23 protein-coding genes are annotated in these 23,646 nt (G+C 32.3%); all 23 read right to left on the bottom strand.

Going from position 1 to position 23,646, the window contains the following annotated elements; translation table 11 throughout:
- Positions 1-34 precede the first annotated feature (34 nt).
- Positions 35-1,216, bottom strand: coding sequence for an O-antigen ligase family protein (locus tag M1D66_RS01145; RefSeq protein ID WP_044306723.1), 1,182 nt, complete (start codon positions 1,214-1,216; stop codon positions 35-37).
- 1 nt (position 1,217) lies between these two features.
- Entirely contained in the window at positions 1,218-2,444 is a 1,227-nt protein-coding gene (locus M1D66_RS01140) for a hypothetical protein (RefSeq protein WP_052508612.1), read from the bottom strand.
- On the bottom strand, positions 2,434-3,018 hold the full coding sequence (locus M1D66_RS01135) for a GNAT family N-acetyltransferase (RefSeq protein WP_044306724.1): 585 nt from the start codon (positions 3,016-3,018) through the stop codon (positions 2,434-2,436). The genes M1D66_RS01140 and M1D66_RS01135 overlap by 11 nt, the downstream gene beginning before the upstream one ends.
- Before the next feature lie 30 nt (positions 3,019-3,048).
- Positions 3,049-4,503, bottom strand: coding sequence for an oligosaccharide flippase family protein (locus M1D66_RS01130; RefSeq protein ID WP_044306725.1), 1,455 nt, complete (start codon positions 4,501-4,503; stop codon positions 3,049-3,051).
- A 15-nt stretch (positions 4,504-4,518) separates the two neighbouring features.
- Positions 4,519-5,604, bottom strand: a complete 1,086-nt coding sequence (locus M1D66_RS01125) for a GNAT family N-acetyltransferase (protein ID WP_044306726.1) — start codon at positions 5,602-5,604, stop codon at positions 4,519-4,521.
- A gap of 31 nt (positions 5,605-5,635) precedes the next feature.
- Positions 5,636-6,712 (bottom strand): glycosyltransferase family 4 protein, encoded by a 1,077-nt coding sequence (locus M1D66_RS01120; RefSeq protein ID WP_242554931.1) that lies wholly within the window; start codon positions 6,710-6,712, stop codon positions 5,636-5,638.
- Between the two features lie 56 nt (positions 6,713-6,768).
- Positions 6,769-8,145, bottom strand: a complete 1,377-nt coding sequence (locus M1D66_RS01115; protein ID WP_425592563.1) for a phenylacetate--CoA ligase family protein — start codon at positions 8,143-8,145, stop codon at positions 6,769-6,771.
- A gap of 17 nt (positions 8,146-8,162) precedes the next feature.
- The gene (locus M1D66_RS01110; protein WP_044306729.1) at positions 8,163-10,130 is read right to left on the bottom strand and encodes an alginate lyase family protein; all 1,968 of its coding nucleotides are present in this window, start codon (positions 10,128-10,130) and stop codon (positions 8,163-8,165) included.
- A gap of 25 nt (positions 10,131-10,155) precedes the next feature.
- Positions 10,156-11,397: a UDP-N-acetyl-D-mannosamine dehydrogenase gene (gene wecC, locus M1D66_RS01105; protein ID WP_044306730.1), complete on the bottom strand. Its 1,242-nt coding sequence runs from the start codon at positions 11,395-11,397 to the stop codon at positions 10,156-10,158.
- Positions 11,398-11,427: 30 nt separating this feature from the next.
- Positions 11,428-12,114 (bottom strand): sugar transferase, encoded by a 687-nt coding sequence (locus M1D66_RS01100; protein ID WP_044306731.1) that lies wholly within the window; start codon positions 12,112-12,114, stop codon positions 11,428-11,430.
- Positions 12,115-12,131: 17 nt separating this feature from the next.
- On the bottom strand, positions 12,132-13,013 hold the full coding sequence (galU, locus tag M1D66_RS01095; RefSeq protein WP_242554929.1) for a UTP--glucose-1-phosphate uridylyltransferase GalU: 882 nt from the start codon (positions 13,011-13,013) through the stop codon (positions 12,132-12,134).
- A 246-nt stretch (positions 13,014-13,259) separates the two neighbouring features.
- Positions 13,260-14,027 carry a tyrosine-protein phosphatase gene (locus tag M1D66_RS01090; protein ID WP_242554928.1) on the bottom strand — a complete coding sequence of 256 codons (768 nt, stop codon included), beginning with the start codon at positions 14,025-14,027 and terminating at the stop codon, positions 13,260-13,262.
- Positions 14,028-14,138: 111 nt separating this feature from the next.
- Positions 14,139-14,840 (bottom strand): CpsD/CapB family tyrosine-protein kinase, encoded by a 702-nt coding sequence (locus M1D66_RS01085; protein ID WP_044306734.1) that lies wholly within the window; start codon positions 14,838-14,840, stop codon positions 14,139-14,141.
- Positions 14,830-15,573, bottom strand: a complete 744-nt coding sequence (locus M1D66_RS01080) for a YveK family protein (RefSeq protein ID WP_044306735.1) — start codon at positions 15,571-15,573, stop codon at positions 14,830-14,832. Before M1D66_RS01080 ends, M1D66_RS01085 begins: the two co-directional genes overlap by 11 nt.
- 259 nt (positions 15,574-15,832) lie before the next feature.
- A complete protein-coding gene (locus M1D66_RS01075) occupies positions 15,833-16,510 on the bottom strand; it encodes a CpsD/CapB family tyrosine-protein kinase (protein WP_242554927.1) in 678 nt (225 codons plus the stop codon).
- Between the two features lie 344 nt (positions 16,511-16,854).
- Positions 16,855-17,289: a 3-hydroxyacyl-ACP dehydratase FabZ gene (gene fabZ, locus M1D66_RS01070; protein ID WP_000931959.1), complete on the bottom strand. Its 435-nt coding sequence runs from the start codon at positions 17,287-17,289 to the stop codon at positions 16,855-16,857.
- A 435-nt stretch (positions 17,290-17,724) separates the two neighbouring features.
- Entirely contained in the window at positions 17,725-18,726 is a 1,002-nt protein-coding gene (mreB, locus tag M1D66_RS01065; protein WP_000457978.1) for a rod shape-determining protein, read from the bottom strand.
- Positions 18,727-18,886: 160 nt separating this feature from the next.
- Positions 18,887-19,159, bottom strand: coding sequence for a sporulation transcriptional regulator SpoIIID (gene spoIIID / locus M1D66_RS01060; protein ID WP_000544012.1), 273 nt, complete (start codon positions 19,157-19,159; stop codon positions 18,887-18,889).
- Between the two features lie 308 nt (positions 19,160-19,467).
- Positions 19,468-19,602 carry a hypothetical protein gene (locus M1D66_RS01055; RefSeq protein ID WP_000008901.1) on the bottom strand — a complete coding sequence of 45 codons (135 nt, stop codon included), beginning with the start codon at positions 19,600-19,602 and terminating at the stop codon, positions 19,468-19,470.
- A gap of 141 nt (positions 19,603-19,743) precedes the next feature.
- Positions 19,744-20,649: a stage II sporulation protein SpoIIQ gene (spoIIQ, locus tag M1D66_RS01050; RefSeq protein ID WP_001214925.1), complete on the bottom strand. Its 906-nt coding sequence runs from the start codon at positions 20,647-20,649 to the stop codon at positions 19,744-19,746.
- 162 nt (positions 20,650-20,811) lie between these two features.
- The gene (locus M1D66_RS01045; RefSeq protein ID WP_000144450.1) at positions 20,812-21,516 is read right to left on the bottom strand and encodes an ABC transporter permease; all 705 of its coding nucleotides are present in this window, start codon (positions 21,514-21,516) and stop codon (positions 20,812-20,814) included.
- Positions 21,516-22,358 carry an ABC transporter ATP-binding protein gene (locus M1D66_RS01040; protein ID WP_000170866.1) on the bottom strand — a complete coding sequence of 281 codons (843 nt, stop codon included), beginning with the start codon at positions 22,356-22,358 and terminating at the stop codon, positions 21,516-21,518. The genes M1D66_RS01045 and M1D66_RS01040 overlap by 1 nt, the downstream gene beginning before the upstream one ends.
- Before the next feature lie 181 nt (positions 22,359-22,539).
- Entirely contained in the window at positions 22,540-23,547 is a 1,008-nt protein-coding gene (locus tag M1D66_RS01035) for a LytTR family transcriptional regulator DNA-binding domain-containing protein (protein WP_242554926.1), read from the bottom strand.
- Positions 23,548-23,646: the final 99 nt, after the last annotated feature.

Raw genomic sequence — 23,646 nt, 5'->3', positions numbered from 1 at the left:
TACATTTCAATAAAATAACTATTTTAAAAACTATCTATAATTTTGATTTAAAGTCATTCGCATAAAAAATTAATGGCACAGCATATAAAAATATAGGTAACATCTCCATGCTAAAAACAACATCCATCATACAGCTAATAAATAAAGCTAGGATAACTCCTATCATCCTACTATTACTTTTAAAAATTTGTAATTGTATAAGCATGTATATAATTACAAATAGTGTTCCTCCTATAATACCGTGCTTCATAAATTCATTTAGAAATATATTATGTGCATTATTAAATATTACTCCTCCGTAATATGAAGTCGTTAAACCATATTTTTCAGAAATATTGACTACACCCCATGGATTACTTTGAATAAATTCTATTGCAGACTGCCAAATAAATCGTCTACCACCAAAAGTGAAAATATCCCTTTTTTCAATCAATATTGATAAATATTTATAGACTAAGAAAGTACCTCCACCTAAAAAGCTTAGAAAAACAAGCCATTTTACGTAATAATTAATAGTTTTAAAATTCACTAAAAACAAGAATAAAATTAATGACGAAAACAAGACTGTCATAGAATTAGATAAATATATATCTATTAATCCCAAAGAAATAAAAATTATTTTTAAAAATCTATTGAAATTTTGATGATAATATATAAATAAAATTCCTAGCAAGCAAAAAACAGCAAATCTTACTTTATGGGTCATTAACCAAGATAACCTTTTTTCACCAAACATAAAATAATAATCTTGAGATGAAATAAAATGCAGGGATGAAGAGGAAATTTCCAACTTACTATATCCCATTAAAAAAATAAACAACGCTGTTATTAAACATGCACTAAAAAGCAAAGTAACAAAATGAAATACACTTTCTCTGATATCTTCGTACCTTTTAAAGTCAAGAAGAAGTAAAGTAAATGTGATATAAGAAATATTATCAATTAAAAGCTGCGTTATAGCTGATTTATCAACATATAGTGCATTTAAAGAAGTATATACAATATATAAACCAACAAATAGAATCAAAAAATTTTCCAAGCGAGAGAGAGGAATTTTTTGATGTTTATTCAACAAATTTAATAGAAAAACAAATATATATATTACACTTATAACACTCGAAGCTGATATTAATATTTCATTAGCATTACCTAATTGCTTATGAACAATTAATCCAAAAGTAAAGAAATAGAGTAATTTCAAAATTGTGCTATACATCTTATCTCCCTTTAAAGTTAGACTTTTTTTGTTCTAAAGTATAAATTCCCTCTAAAATTGGAACATTAATATACTTTTTATCTTTTTTAATATAAATGCCATTTGGAAGGTGAATGCCACTTACTGTTTCTTCATCTATACATAAGGATATTAATTGTTTACTTTTATACCCCGAGCTTTCTATTATAAAGCTTTTTTCATCTATTTGTTTAAACTTACAATTGTCCCTTGTCCTTACGTATTCAGCTAATTCGCTACCTGTACAATACCAAACATTTTTATCCTTCAAGTAATTAAATATATATAATAAACTGCACCTATCATCAAAAATATTTGGTCCTTGTCTCCTGCCATCGTCTCGTGAAGGTGCTATATGTTCTTGAATACTAATAACTAAATTATTTTCTAATAAAAAATCTAATTCTTTCATCCTTTTTTTAATTAAAAGATTTTTCAACATACTTTTAATAAATCCTTTAAATGATTTATCATTCTTGTTCAATAAATCATTTAACAATGCCCCGTTTATAGTTGAGGGTATATCTATTACTTTATTGTCACCAAATTTTTTAACGTCAAAGTTTGTTATCTTATTTGTATCGTTCCCTGTTATATTTGGAATTAATTCATCCTCAACTCCACGATTCCAATATCTGCACCACCAAGTAAATCCTGTTTTATCTATACTCACATCTGAAAATTCATTACTAGTATATCCACAATATTTCCCACCAGAGGGGTTTACTCCGATTGCATCTTTATAAATTCCCTTCCCGTGTTCTACTACTCTAATTGCTTCTTCTACATCCCTAAATAATTCCCACTCTTGTTTAAAATCTAAATTTGATTCTCCAACCTCACCATGAGTAGTGCCATGATATGCAATTTCAAACTTAGGGTTTTCATGGATTTCCATAAAAAATTTTTTTGTTTCTTCATCAGCATCTATCTTTTTAGATATGAAAGGAAGTATTGGATTTTTTATCATTCCGACCCTAGTCCCCACAGGAACAAAAAAAGTAACTTTAACTTTTGGAAAATCGTTCAGTATTACTTCATTTAGATAACGAAAAGAGGATTTTTCTTCGTTTTTCCAGAAACCCCAATCGCCACCTAAGGCTAATTTTCCATCTTTATTTGTATCCACCCAAACATTCGCCAAATCATCTATCATAAATAATACTGGTGCATCTGCATTATTTAGCCATTTTGCCATTTTAATATTCATTTTTTAACCTCTTAACAAAAATAAATTTACGTTTTAGAATCTTTAGCACTTTGTATCTAATGCTCTTTTTAAAATTAAATGATGTGTATGCTTTTTCAGAAGGAATGTTCCCTTCATAAACTAGTACATTTGCTTTTTTAAACCCCATTTTTTGTGCCTTAGTTATTCTAGCCTCAATAGAATATTTATGTACACCTTTCCCACGATGCTTTAAAAAAGTATAATCATCAAATAATACAACAGTATCATTTGATAAATTTATCCGTCTACCTAATCCTCCACTTTTCATTTCATTTTTTACTAAATGATAGTATCCACATATTTCTTCCTGTTTATTTACTACCACATACCCTATTTCATTATGGGTATTTAGCAATCTCTCTAATAAAATTTCGTATTTCTTTTGATCAATTTCATTATAGTATTGCTTTTTTAATTCCATTAAAATGTCTTTATTCATCTCTTTTAAGGTATATCCTGAATCTATTGTTATTTTATAATTTTCAATGTGCAAAGAATATTCGTTAATTATCAAAAAAAACTTACCATAAATCTTACTATATAATTTTTTCACTCGTAGTCACCTATTAACACCCAACTATCCTTATTTTTTTTTAGATAAAATCTTATTAACAAGCATCTTGATTTCATTTATATTGGTAAACCTAAATACAATTAGTAATACAATATACATAACACATAGTATAAGGTTCCAGAAAAATTCTATATATAAATTTTCTAAGGAGGAAATAAAATAATAATAAACCACGTATAAAAGAATAAATACTATAAAATATTTATATGGATAAAAAATTCCTAGCCCTAAACTATAGTACTTTTCACTAAAATAATAATAAAAGACATTGGCAATCATATAGGCGATAATAGTAGCTATAGCTGCCCCATTAACACCAATTTTAGGAATTAATATAATATTAAGAAGTATATTTACAACTGCACTAATTACCACTATTAAAGAATTTGAAACCATTTTATTAGCGATATGCAGACCTAAAGAATAAAACTGTCCAACACCCCAAATAAAATATGAGATTGCAATTAAAGGAATGATTTTATATGCCTCTAAATACTCCTCATTTGCTAAAATATTAACTCCTATTTTCCCAAAAATCGACAAACCAAATACACAAAAACACCCTATCATATTATAAATATGAAACATTTTTTGTATTTTTTCCTTACCGTTAACTTCTTTATACGCCTTAAATTTGAAAGATGTAAATACTTGTGCAAATGGAGCAATAAAAACTGGATTAATCAGCATACCTATTTTATATGATAATGAATATATCCCTACCGCTGAATAACTAATTAGGTCTTTAATAAAAAAGCGATCAATTAAATTCAATACCCACGCCGATATTTGCCCTAATAACAGCCCTCCACCGTAATTCAACATATTTTTCAAATATCCCGTATTTATTTTAAATTTATAATTTCTAAAATCACCTACGAATAATATTACAAAAACGATAAGATTTGCTATAGAAATAGACTTGAGCGCACCTATTATTCCTTCTTCTCTGATTGCTACAAAATAAAATGCTAATCCAAAAGTTATCGTCAAGATAGATAGTTGAATAACAGCAGCACGAAATGCCTTAAATTCCATTTCATAAAAGCTGGTATAAATAGATATTAAGCAAGTTAATATCGAACTCACTACAATAAGTCTTATATAACCAATTGCTGCTTGTTCACCATTAAAGACATAGTCGCTTATGGTTGGACTGAGAAAATAGATAAATACATATACACTAGCCCCCCATAAAAATGAAAAATTCAAAGCCGTATTCTTTAATAGGTGCTTATTCTCTGTCTCATAATAAAATCTCTTTAATCCAGAATATACTCCAACTGTAATTGCTAGCCCTAATAGTTGTTGAATGGTATTCAATAATTCATATTTCCCATACTCCATTTGTGATAAATTATTGGTATACAACGGGATTAACAACATATTGATAACCTGAGTCAAAATAGAAAATACAAAATATACCACACCACTTGAAACTAGCTTCTTACTATCACTTTTCATATTATCCACTTTTCCTTAAATTAATTTCTTTTTGATTTTTGCCAATCTATTAATGTAATACGCTTTTTTACTATTAGGATTCCACATAGATAATGCATACGTAGTTAAATATGTATTCGTCCATTCAAACTTCCAAGGATACCCTCCAGCTCCCCAATCAATTGTGTAATATAATTGATTGTCAAAAAGATAATTTATAATTTCATACATCCGAACTTTACTTAAATTATAATTTACATAACTAGGATGATAACCCGTATTCCAAAAATGTAGTTTATCGTGGAATTTATAACAGGTATTATAAGTTATAATTTCACCTGCACCTGAATACAAAACAAAAGTAAGAATATTCTCGTTATCCTTAAATAATTGATATAAGAAATCTGCTTTGCTAGGATCTTCAAATAGACTTTCTCTTTCTGTTCTTCCTTTTTGTTGATTTAAGAATTCTTGTTCTAATTTATGAATTTCAATTATTTCCTTAAATATGTTTTTATCATACTTATTATTAATTACTTCAAATTTATATCCTACTTCTTTTTTTAATTTATTAACAAATTTATTTGTTTTAGCGGGTACATTATTCTTTTTAAATTCATCAAAGTTCCGATAATCTTGTAGTTTAATCTTAGGATTTTGCACCAAATAATTAGTATATTTATTATATTTATTATTTTTCATTAGATGCCAAAATAATAAACTTTCTTCTGAAATATGTGTAAGCTCTAGTTTATCCCACATATTAGAATTTTGTTCTATTCCTAGGAAGATTTCCTTTATAATTTTACTTTCATTTCCTTGTTGCCTATTAATAATAAAGTTTAATGAGTCCCCTCTTCCCAAAAAGATTAATTTCCAGTAATTTAATATATTACCATTTTTCTCGAGCATTAGTGGTGCTATTCCAACTATTGAATTATTATGGTATACACAAATTATAAACAATTTAAGATTTATATTTTTTCTATTAGCTTCCCACCACGTATAATTAAAATGGAAAGTACTATAGTAAGAAATGGTACTATCTGCACGTTCCATTTCTTCCCATACTCCTTTTAAATCATAGAATTCTTCTTTATTACTAATAATTTTGTACTCCATTTTCTCCTCCTTTTATACATATATTTAGTAACTATTCATTAATAATTTCTTTATAAGCTGCGACTAATTCGTTTGAATAATCCTTAATCTCTATCTTACTTATTCTTTTTACATAACGAGAGTGATTACAAATGATATCATTTACAACCCGATATAAATCTAAATCGTTCCTTGATTGAAATAATATCGTTCCTTGAGGCCGATTACATACATTACTTGCTACTGAAGGAACATTATAATAAAGTGCTTCCGCTATAGATACTCCTAATCCATCTGTATTTGTAGGTCTAATAAACAATTGACTCTTTTGTAAAATAGGATATAACTCTGTATTTTCCACTTCATAAAACATAAAATTCTCTTCTAAATCTAATTTACGTAGTCTATCTTGAAGCTCTTTATAATATTCACGCTCTTCTGCGGTTTGACTCTTCTTATCTAATAATGCAAATAGTAAGTGAGCCTTTACCCCTTGATTTTTCAATTTATACATCATATTAATAAGCATGTCTACCCCATATAAATCCTCTTCCTTATAGAACCTAATACATCCGTTGGCCGTAATAAGAAACGGAGATTTTTCAATAAAGTTATGGACGTTTTGGGGTATTGCCATCACATCTTCTTCATACTCTTTAGGATGAATGTATCCTGGTATAACGGTCATATTTGAATTATCCATACCTAATAAAATTAATTCATCCAATAATGATTGATTTACACAAATAACCTTATCAATTTTCTTTAGGCTCATTCTTAGTAAAAATCGCATAAGAGCATTTGACGTTTTTAGTTGATCTGAAAGACTTTCACCATGTATAGTTAAAATAATTTTCTTTCCAAAAAGCTTATAAGCCCCTAATAAGATACGAAGCTTCATATCTATAGAGTGGATATGCAAAAGATCTGCTTGAATAAAAGGTATCTTAAATATAAAAGATCTATATCTAGATATAGGATAAATACGTTCCTGTCTATTTCCCCATCCACCTTCATTATAGACACAGCTTTCAATTCCGTTTACTTCAAGTACCCTTTTTATCCTTTTTATATGAATAGAAATCCCACCTACTGGAGGTGGGATTGAACCAACTATTGAGACTTTCATGAATAGAGCGCTCCTTCATGTTTATTTGCAATAAATAACACGGTTAGTGCATTAAACTACTTTATGTTAGAAATAATAAACCTATGCTTTTGATTTGAAGGACGATCAATTTTTCCAACTATCTTTATATCAATATTTATTTTATCATCAATGATTTTTGCCAACTCATTGATAAATTGGTTCCCCTCTTTAATTGTGTACCCTTCAGTGGGTACGATTAAAACTTCTACCTTATCATAAGACGATTGTATCAACTGTAAGTCTTTGAAATTCTCAACATAATCCATTGCAAATTCCAAAACTGTTGGTGAATAACATTTACCACTTTTAGTTATTAAGAAATCCCCTGATCTTCCATCTATTTCTTGAACACTTAAATATGGTTTACCGCATATACCCTTAAAGTCTGTCCCTGAAATAGTAGCCATATCTGAAGTTTTATAACGGATAAGAGGAAAAGCATAATTATTAAAACCAGTTCCAACAATTTCTGCTATTTCTCCTTTACCAGAAACCAATACATCATTTGAATCAACAAACTCCGTTATCCCGTATTCAGGTATAACATGATATAAATTACATTGAGGGCAATATTCCATTAAAATCAGACCTTCATTATGCCCATAATAATCGATTACATCTGCGTTAAACGCTCTCTTTATTTCTTTCCTTTGGAAATCATACATTCTTTCAGACGAGCAAAAAATTGTCTTAAAGTTTCCGATTTTTCCAGAAATACCCTTATCATTAATATACCTAGCAAATAGATATACCAAAGATGGGTACGCTTGCAGATACTGTGGGTTGAATTTTTCAATAACCTTTAAAATACCTTCCATCTTTGAATCATCTAAATTTCTAGTATTAATTGCAATTCTCCTTTGGTAAGGATTGTATCTATAAAGCTCATCCTCCTTACCAGCAGCCCCTCTTAATACTAAACATACCTGGTTAGTGTATCCATATTTATTCCATATACGATTAAAAAAGGCAATTTCCCTATTATTAGTTGTATCTGTATTAAAGAAATGCATAGGACTCGATGTGGTACCACCTGTATGTGTTGGCTTCAAATCATTCTTACTAAAATTTTTTGCTATAAATTTATCTCTATTTAATTTAACAATTTCTTTATTAATTAGAGGTAATCGTTTTAGATCCCTTATATCCTTTATATCTTCTGACTTTATTCCATAATCATGAAATACCTCTGTGTAAAATGGAACATTTTCATATGCATGCTTAATTAATAATCTCAGCTGTAAATTTTGAAACTCTACTATTTTTTTGCTATCCCACGAATCAGAACCTGCTAAAAAACTAGCATATTCTTTATATTCCTTACCTTGTCTTAAATTCTGTGGAATTAAAGAAGCTGTGTACAATAGAGGAAGCTTAATTTTATACGGTAATCTTTTTATGACGCCTCTCAAGTTAACCACCCTTTTAATTAATAAATATATGTTTCTATAGATTGACCTGAACTTTCCACTACAATTTTTTTACTTTTTCTTTTCTTACCATAGCCACCAGAAACGTAAACATCCTCTAGCGCTATTACCGCATCTCCAATTATTTCCAAAACAAGATTTACATCATTCTTAACAATATTTACTTTATTATTATTACAACTAACTATTGAATCAGGATCTAGTACAAAATTTAATTTATAAGACACAGATTGCTTATCAACAAGTAAAGTGTCGATAATTTTCAGTTTATCTTTACTAAGTAAAAAACTTCTCTCATGTATCCCACCATTTTTATCCAAATAACCACGGTGATTACCTACAAAATTATTTTCACTAAAGGATATACATTTTGAAAATGTTTGCTCCTTCATCCGAAATAAATTATGTACTTCAAAGTCATTTTGTTCATATCCAGATATCTCCATAGTGTTATGCATACAAGTACTTCTAAATAAATTCCTCATTTTATAATCTGCTGTATAAATAAACGAACCTGGATCAATAAAGATATCTTCTCCAGCTACATTTAAAGTAAAGCTCAATTGGTCATTATGACTATGTACACCTTCTCCTCTAAAGGAAAGCTCTCCGCTTCGAATAAAGCAATGAAATTGTTGATTTTTCAAGAGGTAATACCCTCCATCTTCAAAGGCTTTTGATTGAACAACTGGTTTATTATTGTGCTGTATTTCAGTCCAATTACCATTCGTCCACAAAGCATCTTCCTTGTAAACTTTCCCATGATGTCGAAAATCATTTCGATTAAAAAATTCACCAGCAACCGCTAACAGGTGTCGAAAATCACTTTTATCCCATGAATAATACTTTGAAAAAATAATTAATCTACCATCATCCGCATCACCAATTAATGGACTTCTTCCATTTGGTTGAGTGAGGTGCATAATAAATTCACACATTTTCTCTAAACGTTCCATATACTCATTAGAAAAACTAATATTATTTTTATCACATAAAATTGTTGTCAGTAAAAACAATTCCGTTACTAATCTATGATAAGATGTCGAAGCTTCATAATTTGTTCCATCGGGGTTTACTTGAATTTGCATTTCTTTTTTTATTTCTTGAAGACCAAAATCTAACCATCTTCGTGGAATATTTCTGTCCAATAAATTAGATATTTTAAAACTTCCAAAATATATTCCAATCCAAATCAATCCAACAATATTAGATAAATAATGGTTCCCAGTATAGTCCCCTTTATTCTCCAAATTATTAAAAATAAATTTCCCATGCTGATAAATACTCTTATGAAATATCATCCAAAAATCTTGGTCAATCTCTTTACAATCTTTAAAAAATTGATATCCCTCAATCCAATTCACTGCCCTAATTGCCACATCCATTGTACAAGCCCAATTTACAGATAGTTCAACTGGATTCTTTTCAATCCAATCTATAATTTGATTTTGGAATTCCCTTGCATACCTTGCATCTTTTGTAATCCAGTATGCTTTTCCTAATGTATTGATGTGTTGAAACCTTGATAGCTCCCAAGGTACTTTTACATCCGCATTATTGTTTAATTCTATAATTTTAATATCCCTATAAAACTCATTTTCCCATATATATCCACTCTTAAAATCTTTATTCCAAGGAATTTTTCTCCCTAATTCCTTTTCTCCCGATCCCAAAAGATTAAAAACGTGACAACAAATTAATTCTGCATCCTGTATGATAGTAGTTTCAGCAGACAATACTTTTATTTTCTCCACATAATAATTACTATCTTGTGAATCAAATAAAGATGTACCTGATGGCTCAAAATTTCTAAAAAGCTCTGCTTCTACATCCACCATTTTTCTATAAACCATTATCTTTCTTATTCTATAATAAAATTTATCATATAACTTTTGAAAAACCTTATGCAGAATAACATGAATTGGTTTACCCTTTAATTTACTGATTTTATTTACTAAATGAGACATTTTTGTCCTCCAAAATAACTACACGTTACTTAATGAAACCTTTCGTATCTATAACCACTTTTTCTTTCAATTGATCAAAATCGATTGAAAGAAAAACTTCATGGTCGACCATTACTAAAATAATGTCAGATTTTATTACCGCTTCTTCAACTGGCAAAAGTGAAATCCCTTGATTCTCCAAAATTGTTGGTAGCTTATTAACATGTGGCTCTACTGCAATAATTTCTCCTACACCAGATGCGGCCAGTTGTTTAACAATATCCACTGCAGGACTTTCACGTAAGTCATCGATATTTGCTTTAAACGCTAATCCCAAACAAGCAATGACTGGATTTTTAAATCTATCCGCTTTTTCTTTTACTTTTTCAACTACATACGTTGGTTTATAATCATTCACATTTCTTGCAGTATGTATAAGTTTAGCTTCTTCCGGTGCAGCATCTACAATAAACCAAGGATCTACAGCGATACAATGTCCCCCTACACCCGGGCCAGGCTGTAAAATATTCACACGAGGGTGACGATTTGCTAAACGAATTAATTCCCAAACATTAATATTTAACTTGTCACATATTAATGATAGCTCGTTTGCAAAAGCAATATTTACATCACGGAATGAATTCTCAGTCAATTTCGCCATTTCTGCTGTTCTTGCATTTGTATCAAGAATTTTCCCTTTTACAAATTGTTTATAAAATTCAACCGTACGTTTGGTAGATTCTTTATTCAACCCACCAATAATACGATCGTTTTCTACTAGTTCCTTTAAAATATGCCCTGGTAATACACGTTCTGGGCAATGAGCCACATAAACTCTTCCTTTATCACTATGCATCTCTTCAGAAGTTGTTAAGTCCGAACGCTCCTCTAAAATCCATTCTGCAACCTTTTCTGTTGTACCGATTGGACTTGTTGATTCCAAAATAATAATATCTCCGTTTTTTATAACAGGCGCAATTGTTCTTGCAGCGGCCTCTACATATGCTAAATCTGGTTTATGACCATCTTTAAATGGTGTTGGCACTGCCAAAATGAAAATATCTGCTTCTTCAGGCTGTAATGAAGCTTTTAATTTCCCACTTTGTACCGCTGCTTTAACTAAAATATCTAAATCTGGTTCATAAATATGTACTTTTCCACTATTAATCATTTCAACTGCATTTTTATTTACATCAACACCATGCACTTGAAATCCTTTTGTTGCTAGTAAACTTGCAGTAGGTAAACCAATATATCCTAATCCCATTACACATATCTTTTTATCCATTTTCTTCGACCTCTTTTCTGTCATTAACTACTAAGATGCACCATTAGACTTAATCATAATTTGAATTGTTTTCAAAATAATCTTCAAATCATAGGATAGGCTTCTCTTATTAATATATTCTAAATCTAACTCTACCATTTCTTTAAAACCTACACTATTTCTCTCAGTTACCTGCCACAGTCCTGCACATCCAGGAGTAACAAATAATCTTTGTTTATCATATTGTGTATATTCCTTCACTTCCCTTGGAAGTGGTGGACGTGGACCAACTAAGCTCATTTCACCTTTTAATACATTTAATAGTTGTGGTAACTCATCAAGACTTGTTTTTCGTATAAATTTACCGATTCTTGTGACACGAGGATCTTCCTTCATTTTAAACATTGCGCCAGATACTTCATTATATTTTAATAAATCTTGTAATTTTTCTTCCGCATCTGTTACCATTGAACGAAACTTGTACATATAAAATTCTTTTCCGTTTTTACCAACACGAACTTGCTTGAAAAACACAGGGCCTTTTGAATCTTCATATTTAATTAAAAATGCTATAACAATAAAAATTGGCGATAATACAATTAATCCACATAATGCCCCAATAAAATCCATACAACGTTTAGATACTAAATATACTTTACGACTATTTACCTTTTCAAAATCAATTTCTTCACTTTTTTCTTTTGCCACATCTCTACTTGAGATTTTTGCCAGATCCAATCCCTTTCACCTCACTTTTATACATGTACATTTTCCTTCATTGCAAGTACACGTATATAATCTATTAACTCTTCTTTCAATTCAGTTTGCTGTAATGCTATTTCAATGGTTGTTTTAATAAATCCAAGTTTTTCTCCCACATCATAACGTGTTCCCTCAAAATCATAAGCAAACACTCTCTGAATTTCATTTAATCGTTGAATTGCATCTGTTAATTGAATTTCCCCACCAGCACCTGTTTGTTGATTCTCAAGGAACATAAAGATTTCTGGCGTTAATACGTAACGTCCCATAATTGCCAAATTAGATGGCGCTGTCCCTTGAGCTGGCTTTTCCACAAATTGACGCACTTGATAACGGCGATCATTTTGTTCAACTGGATCGATAATACCGTAACGATGTGTTTCACTTTCTGGTACTGTTTGTACACCAATAACAGATGATTGTGTGTCCTCATATTGATCCATTAATTGACGTAAACACGGTGTTTTTGCTTGCACAATATCATCACCAAGTAATACCGCAAATGGTTCATTTCCAATAAATTTACGTGCACACCATACTGCATGTCCTAAACCTTTTGGTTCTTTTTGTCTTATGTAATGAATGTTAATTTTTGAAGAAGCTTGCACTTTCTCAAGCATTTCATGCTTTCCTTTTTCTAGTAAGCTTTGCTCCAATTCAAAAGAATGATCAAAGTGATCTTCAATGGCGCGTTTTCCTTTTCCAGTAACAATAATAATATCTTCAATTCCTGATTCTATCGCTTCTTCTACTATGTATTGAATTGTTGGTTTATCAACAATAGGTAACATTTCTTTCGGCATCGCTTTCGTTGCTGGTAAAAATCTTGTTCCCAGACCAGCTGCTGGGATAATCGCTTTTCTTACTTCTTTCAAATCTAGTACCCCCCAAAAATATTATTATATCCATATGTAACAATAACAAAAACCCTACTTATAGGGTCGTCTTTACAACTCCATAAGTAGAGTTTCTAACATAAATAAATTATGGGCATCTAACCCATCCTCACGTCATACTCCCGACGACAAGCGTCTAAGGTAGGTTCGAAATAAAAATTTCTACCCACAGCACGACCGAGTGCCCCCATTGATAACGGTTAGGAGACATCACCAATTCTTTATTTAAAAAATACCGAACAATTTTTTACGACGAATTTGTTCTGGATCTTCTTTATAAATTGCTTTACCACTAATTAATAAATACGGATTCTCTTTTAAATCACTCATAACAATCGTTCCAAATTCTTTCTCAATTAATTCATAGCTTTCCGCTAAATGAAATCCTCTTGAAGTTGTGTTATGTGCATCTGAAGCGACCATATGTGTTAAATTATGTTCTACAAGTTGAAGTGAAAACTTTTTAATTTTTTTACCGAATTTCCCTAATAAACTACCTGCCGTTACTTGTGTTAATGCACCTTTATTAACAAGGTTATATAACTTATCTGGTCGCTCGATTAACTCGGCATTACGTTCTGGGTGAACAATAATTGGAATCATTCCCTTTACACGTAATTCGTATAATAATTGTTCAGCATAACGAGGTACGTGATTCGATGGAAATTCAATGAATATATATTTATTTGTTTCATTTAAAGTAACGATTTTACCAGCTTCATAGTCTTCTAATAAATCGCCATATAACCTGACCTCTTGCCCAGGTAAAATAGTAAGTGGGATATTATGTTGTTGTAGTTCATCGTTTAGTTGTTTTACGTGATGAATAATTGAGGTATGTTCATTTACATATTTTCCATTTTGATGGTGCGGCGTTGCGACAATTGTATGTATTCCTTCTGACACGGCTTGTTGTGCCATCGTTAAACTATCAGTCACTGTCTGTGCACCATCATCGATGCCAGGTAAAATGTGACAATGTAAATCTATCATTTGTTTCATCCTCCTTCTCTCATATAAAGATCTTTTTTCCCTTGAATATGAGATATCACTCATATTCAAGGGAAAAAAGGAGATATGTTTCTACCATATCTCACTTTAAAATTAGTTTGCACCGTAGTAATAATATAAGCCGTTTTCACGTTCACGATCGTTTAGAACAACGCCCAACAATTTACCTTTAGCCGATTCTAACAATCCTTTTGCTTTTACCGCTGTTTCTTTCTCTGTTGATTCACTACGAACAACAAGAATGGAAGCATCACATACATTTGCCATAATTTGCGCATCAGTTACAGCTAAAATTGGCGGCATATCAAAAATAACTAGATCGTACATACTATATGCTTGTCCAAGAAGTTCTTTCATTGATTTTGAACCTAACAATTCAGCTGGGTTTGGGGGGATTGGACCACAAGCTAAAAAGTGTAGATTATCAACTAGTGTTGTTTGCACACATTTCTCTAAACGTTCACTATGTGTTAATACGTTCGTTAATCCGAAAATGTTATCTACTTGGAACATTTGATGCATTGCTGGTTTACGCATATCTGCATCAATTAATAATACTTTTTTTCCTTGTTGAGCAAACACAACAGCCATATTCGCTGTCGTTGTCGTTTTCCCTTCACTTGGATTTGCAGACGTGACCATTAATGAATGTAAATTCGTATCAACAGCTGCAAATTCAATATTCGTTCGAATATTACGATATTGTTCTGAAATTGGTGATTTCGGTTGTTGATGAGCAATTAATTGACGACGTTGACGATGATTCTTTTTCTTTTTAAATAAATTAAGAGCCAATTGTTTGTCCCCTCACTTTTCTTGATGATGGAGCATGTGATTTCACGTTCATTGTTTCTTCATCCATACGAGCTACAATACCTAATACTGGTAAGCCGAGTAAGTTTTCCACATCTTCTTCTTTTTTCACTGTGTTATCTAAGTATTCTAGTAAGAACGCAAGACCAATCGAAGCCATTAAACCAACAATGAAAGCAATTGCCACATTTAACATTGGACGCGGTTTAATTGGAGATTGATTTTCTGCAACTTCTGCTTTAGATAATACTGTTACGTTATCAACACTCATGATTTTTGCAATTTCACCTTTAAATACTTCTGCAGTTTTGTTAGCAATATCCCGAGCAAGTTTTGGATCCTTATCTATTGCTGTTACAGTTACGACTTGTGAATCCTTTTCATTTACTACTTCAATTTTCCCATTTAAATCTTGAGTCGTAAGATCTAATCCCAACTTTTCTTTCACTTGATCCAAAATAACCGGACTTTTAATAATAACTTTATATGTATTCGTCAATTGAATATTTGATTGAATTTCCCCCAACTGAATGGCTGTTCCTTCTTGTTTCTTCTGGTTAACAAGAATTTGCGTCGAAGATTGATAGATTGGTGTCATGAAGAAAAAGCTAATGATAGCACTTACAATAGCTGCACCAAAGGCGATTACGAGGATCATTGCTAAACGTTTTTTTAAGATATGAAATAACTCTTTTAAACTAATTGTTTCTTCCATAGGTTCCTCCAACTTTCTAAAATTTACACATAGGAAAAATTATAACATATAAATCTTACATTTTTTATTTTTAATAATTCAGTTCTGTATTTGTTCACAAGAAACAAGTTTAATCTTACAAAATAATCTTAAATATGACAACACATTCCAATGATTTCCCAAAAATTTTATCATATCATGCTTTTTACACTGTATAACTTGATAAATAATTTTCAGAAAACAAAAAAGCCAACAAAAATTTTGTTGGCTTTTTCATATTTTAGTAATAACCATACTGCTCTTTTTCTTCTCTTTTATCGTTTAAAACGACACCAAGTATTTTGCCTGATGCTTTATCTAATATTTGTTTCGCTTTTACGATTTTATCTTTTTCTGTCTTTTCACTTCGTACAACGAGTACGATTCCATCACATTTATTTGCAAGTATTTGTGCATCCGTAACCGCAAGGACAGGTGGTGTGTCGATTAATATAATATCAAACACGTTATATGCTTCTAGCAACGCCTCGTCCATTGCCCGGCTCCCTAATAGTTCTGCTGGATTTGGCGGGATTGGACCTGCTGCCATTAAGTATACGTTCTCTATATCTGTTTTTTGAATGCATTGCATAAGTTTTGCTTGTCCTGATAATAAGTTCGTTAACCCATTTGAACTATGAATGGCAAATAAGTTTTGTATCGTCGGCTTACGCAAGTCAGCTCCAATTAATAAAACTTTCTTTCCTTGTTGTCCAAAAACAACTGCTAAGTTTGAGATTGTTGTCGTTTTCCCATCACCTGGATCGGCTGAAGTAACAATAATAGAACGAACATGATTATCTACAGATGTAAACTCAATGTTTGTACGAATGTTACGGTATTGTTCTGTAATACGCGATTTAGACTCTTTATGTGTAATTAATTGTCGTAATGGTTTTCTTTTCTTTCTCCCGAACATATTCATAATCTCCTTTTGTGAAATGCGACATTTCCCTTTTCTCTCTTTTATGCTCGATTTCATACGTCTAATTAATATTTTTGCTGATTTCCCCATATCTCATCATAATCAATAACATTCTACTTTGTCTTACTTAAGTACCTTAACAATATGACAATGCCTTTATTTCTTTATTACCTTTATCACTTATCCTGTTTTCTAAATAAATAATAAAGTAAGTATATGGTAATTACCATCTATTTACAAGATATTTTCTGATTAGTTTGCATATTATCTTTTCATCGTTATATAGCAGTAAACAAAAAATCCCCTTGTCTTTTCACAAGGAGATTTTTTAGTACTATCTATTCTTTTTTATCACCAATTGCAAATGTAATTTCTGCCTCACATGCAACTTCACCATCTACTGTTGCGATTGCTTTTCCTTTTCCAATTGGGCCGCGTACGCGTGTCATTTCTACTTCTAGACGAAGCTGATCACCTGGGCGTACTTGTTTTTTGAAACGGCAATTGTCGATACCTGCAAAGAAAGCAAGTCTTCCACGGTTTTCTTCTTTCTTTAATACTGCAACTGCTCCTACTTGCGCTAATGCTTCTACAATAAGTACACCAGGCATAACTGCATAGTCAGGGAAGTGTCCGTTAAAGAATTCTTCATTTGCGGATACATTTTTAATCCCAACCGCTCTTTTGCCTTCATCTACTTCTAATATTTTATCAACAAGTAAAAATGGATAGCGGTGAGGAATGATTTCTTTAATTTGTTCTATATTTAGCATGTAACAATCGCCCCTTTTTTAATATTGGTCTTACCACTTGGACATATTGCTATTATCCCATTTTGTTTATTGTTTGTCATTACAAAGTAACATTTTATATTTAGCACAACTTCCTAAAAAAAAAAAAAATGCACACACTCTATTCCATTAAAATAGTTGCACATTTTTGCAACTGACACGGAGGTGGAAAGGAGTGTATGCCCAAATTAGGGAAAGGCAATATGTATTGAAACATTATTTGCCTTAATGTCGTATTCGACTCATTATATTATAAACGTTTTCAATTAAGGAAATATTAAATTTAACCATATATATGAATATTTTACCTGTTTCCTTCATATTTCTCTATTTTCCTTCCATTTTCGCAAAAAATCAAAATAAAAAAATATAAAAACGAAAAAAAAGAACTAAGGCATTAGCCTTAGTTCTTTCAAATTATCTCAAAGCACGCTTTGGTAATCTGTCGATATTCTCTAACATAATACCTGTACCAACCGCAACGCAGTGCATTGGGTTTTCAGCAATTAATACTGGTACTTTTAGTTCTTCTGCTAGAAGCATGTCGATACCGTGTAGTAAAGCTCCACCGCCTGTTAGAATAACACCGCGATCGATGATATCTGCAGATAATTCTGGTGGTGTGCGCTCTAATACGCCTTTTGCAGCTTGTACAATAACAGCTGCATTTTCTTTTAATGCTTCTGTAATTTCTTCAGAGCATACTGTAATTGTACGCGGTAAGCCTGTTACCATGTCACGTCCGCGAATTTCAAGTTCTTCGCTACGTGCACCTGGGAATACTGTACCAACTTTAATTTTAATATCTTCTGAAGTACGTTCTCCGATTAATAGCTTATACTTACGTTTAATATAGTTTAAGATCTCCATATCAAACTTATCGCCAGCCATTTTGATAGAGGAAGAGGTAACAATATCACCCATAGATAGTACAGCGATATCTGTTGTACCTCCACCAATATCAACAACCATGTTACCGCTTGGTTGGAAGATTTCCATACCAGCACCAACTGCGGCTACTTTTGGTTCTTCTTCTAAAAATACTGTTTTACCACCTGAACGTTCAGCAGCTTCACGAATTGCTTTTTGTTCTACTGATGTAATATTTGTTGGACAACAAATTAAAATACGAGGTTTTGAAAAGAAGCTCTTTACGTCCAATTTGTTAATGAAATACTTTAACATTGCTTCTGTAATTTCGAAATCTGCGATTACACCATCTTTAAGTGGACGGATTGCTACAATATTACCCGGCGTACGTCCCACCATACTTCTTGCTTCTTCACCTACTGCTAATACTTTACCACTATTACGATCAATTGCCACAACAGATGGCTCATTTAATACAATACCCTTACCTTTAACATGAATTAATACGTTAGCCGTACCTAGGTCAATTCCGATATCTCGCGCAAACATTCCCGTTTTTTCCTCCTCGATATTCAAAATCAGGTTACACCCGAATTCTTTTCACCTAATTTCTGATTTTATCATAAATTTAACAGAAACGTAATATTCGCAAAAAGAATTCTTCTGAAAAATATTACCGAATGTGAACGGAATGTTTGCTACTGTAACATTATTGACGTACAGGCTTCTCTACATCTTCTTTTCTATACTTTTGCTTTGTTGCTTCTCCACCTCTTAAATGACGAATAGACTTATGATAATCAAGAATTTCTTTCACTTCATTTGCGAGCTCTGGATTAATTTCTGGTAGACGTTCTGTTAAATCTTTATGGACTGTACTCTTTGATACTCCAAATTCCTTTGCAATGACACGCACTGTCTTTCTTGTCTCCACGATATACTTACCAATCTTGATAGTTCTCTCTTTGATGTAATCGTGCACACCACTCGCCTCCCTAATTTGGATGTGAGAAGGGTGAAATGAGCCTCGCTGCATACGACTAAGAAGTAAGTGTGAGTGCTGTTTGTAAGCGTTAAACATTCTTGGATTTATAATGAAATGATTCACGATTTCTCACCTCAAACACTCTCTTTGCTTTGGTTTATACCATTGTATTGCCCGCACTACTGATATATGCTACATGTTCACTATTTTTGCGGACTAAGTTAAGAAAAATTACGTTTTTTTGTGAGAAATACGTTAACAGTGACTATTTTGACGAAAAAAAATGACACCTTATATGTAAGGCGTCATTCTTCTCTTTCAAACTCTTCTTCTAATAATTGATGGTGGGGAACCTCTTTCTTACCGGCAATATAATAATATAAGGTGAATAAAACAAACAATAAAATAATAGCAGTCGACAGAACAAATAAAAATGACACAGTATCCCCTCCCTTTTGTAATATATATTCGAGAATCTCGTCATTTTTCCTTGTTTTTGCAACTTTTTTCTCGAAATTGAGTATTTTTATATAGAAATAAAAAAATCAGCTCTCCTAGTGAGAACTGACTTTTTCACTTTCTTATTCTTGTAAAGAAGAATCGTTAGATGATTCTGTAGAACCATTTGTTGATTTTTCTTCTTTCTTCGGTTCTTCTTTTTTGTCACTAGTTGAACCGCTTGTTGATTTCTCTTCTTTTTGAGACTTGTCTTCTGTTTTACTTTCAGGTTTCGTGCTCGTTGACTTCTCTTCTTTTTGAGATTTGTCATCAGCTTTTTTACCAGAAGCATTCGTAGCCTTTGCAGCACCTGCATCAGCTTTAATTTCTGTTACTGATTTATTTAAGTAACGTTCAGGGTTCACAGCCACATTGTCTTTACGTACTTCAAAGTGAACGTGAGAGCCTGCCTCTTTATTCATTGCACTTAGACCGGATGTTCCTAATACTTCACCTTGTGCAACTCTTGCACCTTTTTCTACTTTCACACTGCCTAAGCTTTGATAAGATACCGCTACACCATTTCCACTATCAACTGTTACAACATAACCAAGAAGTGAATCTTTTTCAGCTTTCGTTACTGTACCACTTAAAGCAGCAGCAACATTGAATTCTTTTCCATTCTTCGCAGCAATGTCAATTCCTTTGTTCGGGGAATATGTGTTGTTATAAAAGACAAGTGCTTTTTCTTGTTCCGCCTCAGTTGCTGCATCTTCATAGAATTTCTTTTGTACGACTACTTCCGCATTCGCGGCAGCTGGCATTTTCACTACTTCTGAAGATTTCGTTACTGGTACTGCTGGATCTTCCGATTGTGTATACGGTGTTGCTTGATCGTGGTTTGGAGTCTTCTTCGGATTAGCTCCTTGGAACCATAGCGCAACCATTAAGATTACCGCTGCACAAGCAATGTATAGTGCCGGAAACACCCATCTTTTTTGAAATAAATGTACTACCTTTTGCGACTTTTTATTATTTCTTCCTCGCATTCCATCATCACCTCAGCAATCATTTTGAACAATATTCACGTATCCTATACAACGTATAACTAATTACTTTTCGACAAAATCTGTAAAAATATGTATAAGAACTGTAAAATTTCCGAGGAAATGATAGAAAAAAGAAAAAACTGAGCACTTTTAGCTCAGTTTTTAGTCTAATTGTTTCTTTTTGTATACGATTAAACATACAACGAGCGATATAATAAGCCAAACTGCAACATTTAATACATGCCCACTAATACTACTAAATCCCGCCCCACCTACTAAGCTTTTAAGTGCTTTCACAATATGAGATGTTGGAAGATATCCAATCATCGTCTTAATTACTTTATTTTCAACCATTGGCTCAAACTGTACAGCCAAATACATCGTCATTAATATCGGCATTCCAATTATTGATGTTTGTGGTACAGAAGATGCAAGTAATCCGATCATTGTTCCAAGTACGATAAACAAAATAGTTCCGCATAAGAATATCAATCCTACCAATGGAAGGTTAATATTTAACTGATCTAAAATGAATAAATTTGCAATACAAATGACCATCGTCAGACCCGATGTTAATAAACTCTTTCCAAGTAGAACTTCAACCGAAGATGCCGGTGATAGCATTAATACACGCAATGTATGTTTTTCTTTTTCTTCTGCAATTACCATAGATTGAACAAAGCCTGCGACAAATAGGAAGGCCGTTATAGTAGTAATACCTAACATTTCCTTTCCCACTCCAAATCTGCTAAACAAAAATGAAAGTATAATTGGTAAAAATGCCATTAACAACACTTGTGAATTTGTCTTAAAATCTTGTACTTCTTTTCTAAAAATAGCTGATACACGTCTCATTGAAAATGTCATTATAATCCCCTCCCAGTAACTTCAATAAAGATATCGCCTAGCGTTGGTTCGTGTGAATGAATAGATAACAGTTCGCCCTTTTTCATCCATTCTGAAATACGATTTGCGCCTAATTCATCTTTTTGCACTACTTCTTTTCGTTTACCTTTTAATACGACCTCTATTTGATCCTTAGCGTATTGTAAGCGCAGGTTCTCTGGCGTATCGAGTGCTACAATTTCTCCGCCACAAAGGAAGGCAATACGGTTACAAAGCGTTTCTGCTTCATCCATGTTGTGAGTCGTTAAGAAAATCGTCGTTCCTTCTTCATTTAAGTCTTTTAAGATTTTATGAATGTTTTGTACGTTTACTGGATCAAGTGCAGATGTTGGTTCATCTAAGAAGAGGATATCTGGTTTATGAAGGATTGCTCTCGCTAGTGTGACGCGTTGCTTCATTCCCTTTGATAGTTTCTTTACTGGTGTTTTTTTATCATCTAATAAATTTACTTGTGTTAGTACTTCATCGATTCGTTCTTTTTTGCAATCGTATAAGTCACAAAATAATAGTAAGTTATCATAAATGCTAAGTCTTTCATATAAGCCGCTGTTATCTGTTAAAATACCAATTCGTTTGTAATCGATGCTACTTGGTCCTGTAATATCTTTCCCTAATACTCTTACCGTTCCAACACTATGAAGCAATTGAGAAGTTAAAATTTTTACTGTTGTCGTCTTACCAGATCCACTCGGTCCGAGGAATCCGAATATCTCTCCTTGCTTCACCTCAATATTTACATTTCGAAGTGCCGTTTTTCCACTGAAACTTTTCATTACATCTTTCATTTCAATTGCCAATGTCATTTCTTCATCCCCTTTGTTTTTCTTCTTTATAGATGAAAGTCGCTTTAGCGCTTTTCGTTCGTTTGTTTCGCTTTTCTTGACTCAATCATATGAAAAACAAAGGGATTACGCAGTAGAATACCGGTAAAAGGAGTATTTTTACCGGTGAATGAATCGCATGTTGAGCTTATTGGAGCACTTTTTATAGCCCAATCACACCTTTTAATTCATCCATTCGTCCTTTTGAAAGCGGGATTGAACTTTTTCTTTCGTCGTCTAAAATTAAGCTAAAACTGTTACGAGTCCAAGTAATCACTTCTCGCACTCTTTGTAAATTCACAAGATACGAGCGATGACATCTAAAGAAACCAAAACCTGTTAACCTTGCTTCTAGTTCGCTTAATGTTAATGTACATACGAAATCTCCTTCACGAACGTGAATATGTGTCACTCCGTTTTGCGTTTCAATGAAATGGATTTCCATCGGATCAAGTAAAATGATTTTATCGTTCACTTTCGCAGGTATTCTTTCTAACTTCATTTGCGGAATTATTTGAACGACCTTCTCTTCATCGACTTTTTCTGCTTCCTCTTGTTCAATTTCTACTTTTTTCACACCATCATTGTTTAGTATGTATACATCTTCCGTTAACGAAAGGGCATCGGATAGGAAAGATGACGTAATAAAAATCGCCTTTCCTTGCTCTTTCATTTTCATAATTGCTTTTCGAATAATAACCGTACTCTCTATATCTACATTTTGCTCCGGTTCTTCCAAAATGATTAAATCCGGATTATGAATCATCACTCGTCCGATATGAAGACGGCGTTTCTCTGAAAATGATAATTTTTCTATTTTAACGTTTAGTTTATCTAGGAGACCAACAGACTGCACAACTTCTTCTATACTTATCTTTGATTCATAAAGCCCTAATAGAAATTTGAAGTATTCTCTCACCTTCAAACGATCATATGCCTCATCTTTCAAAAAACAAAAACCGATGCGGGAATAATTTTTCTTTCCAATTGCTTCTCCTTCAAACAGTACATTGCCAGTCGACGCCTCTTCTTCACCAATAATGATGCGGTGTAACACTTTAGCTGTATGATTATTGCATTGCAAAACAATACATTGTCCCTTCTCCACCTCTAGCTCAATTGCCGGTAACTGGTTCGCCTTCCCTAATTGTTTCAACTCTAGTAACGCCATTTCATTTCCCCCAAATGCCTTTTTATCCTATTATATCAAACAGTTAATGGAAAATTATGATATTTTAAACAGAAAAAAAATAGGTGCCAGAGTTCTGAC

Source organism: Bacillus sp. PK6-16 (assembly GCF_056530295.1).
The sequence above is the reverse complement of the archived record's forward strand: the minus strand, read 5'-3'. Positions and strand labels throughout refer to the sequence as shown.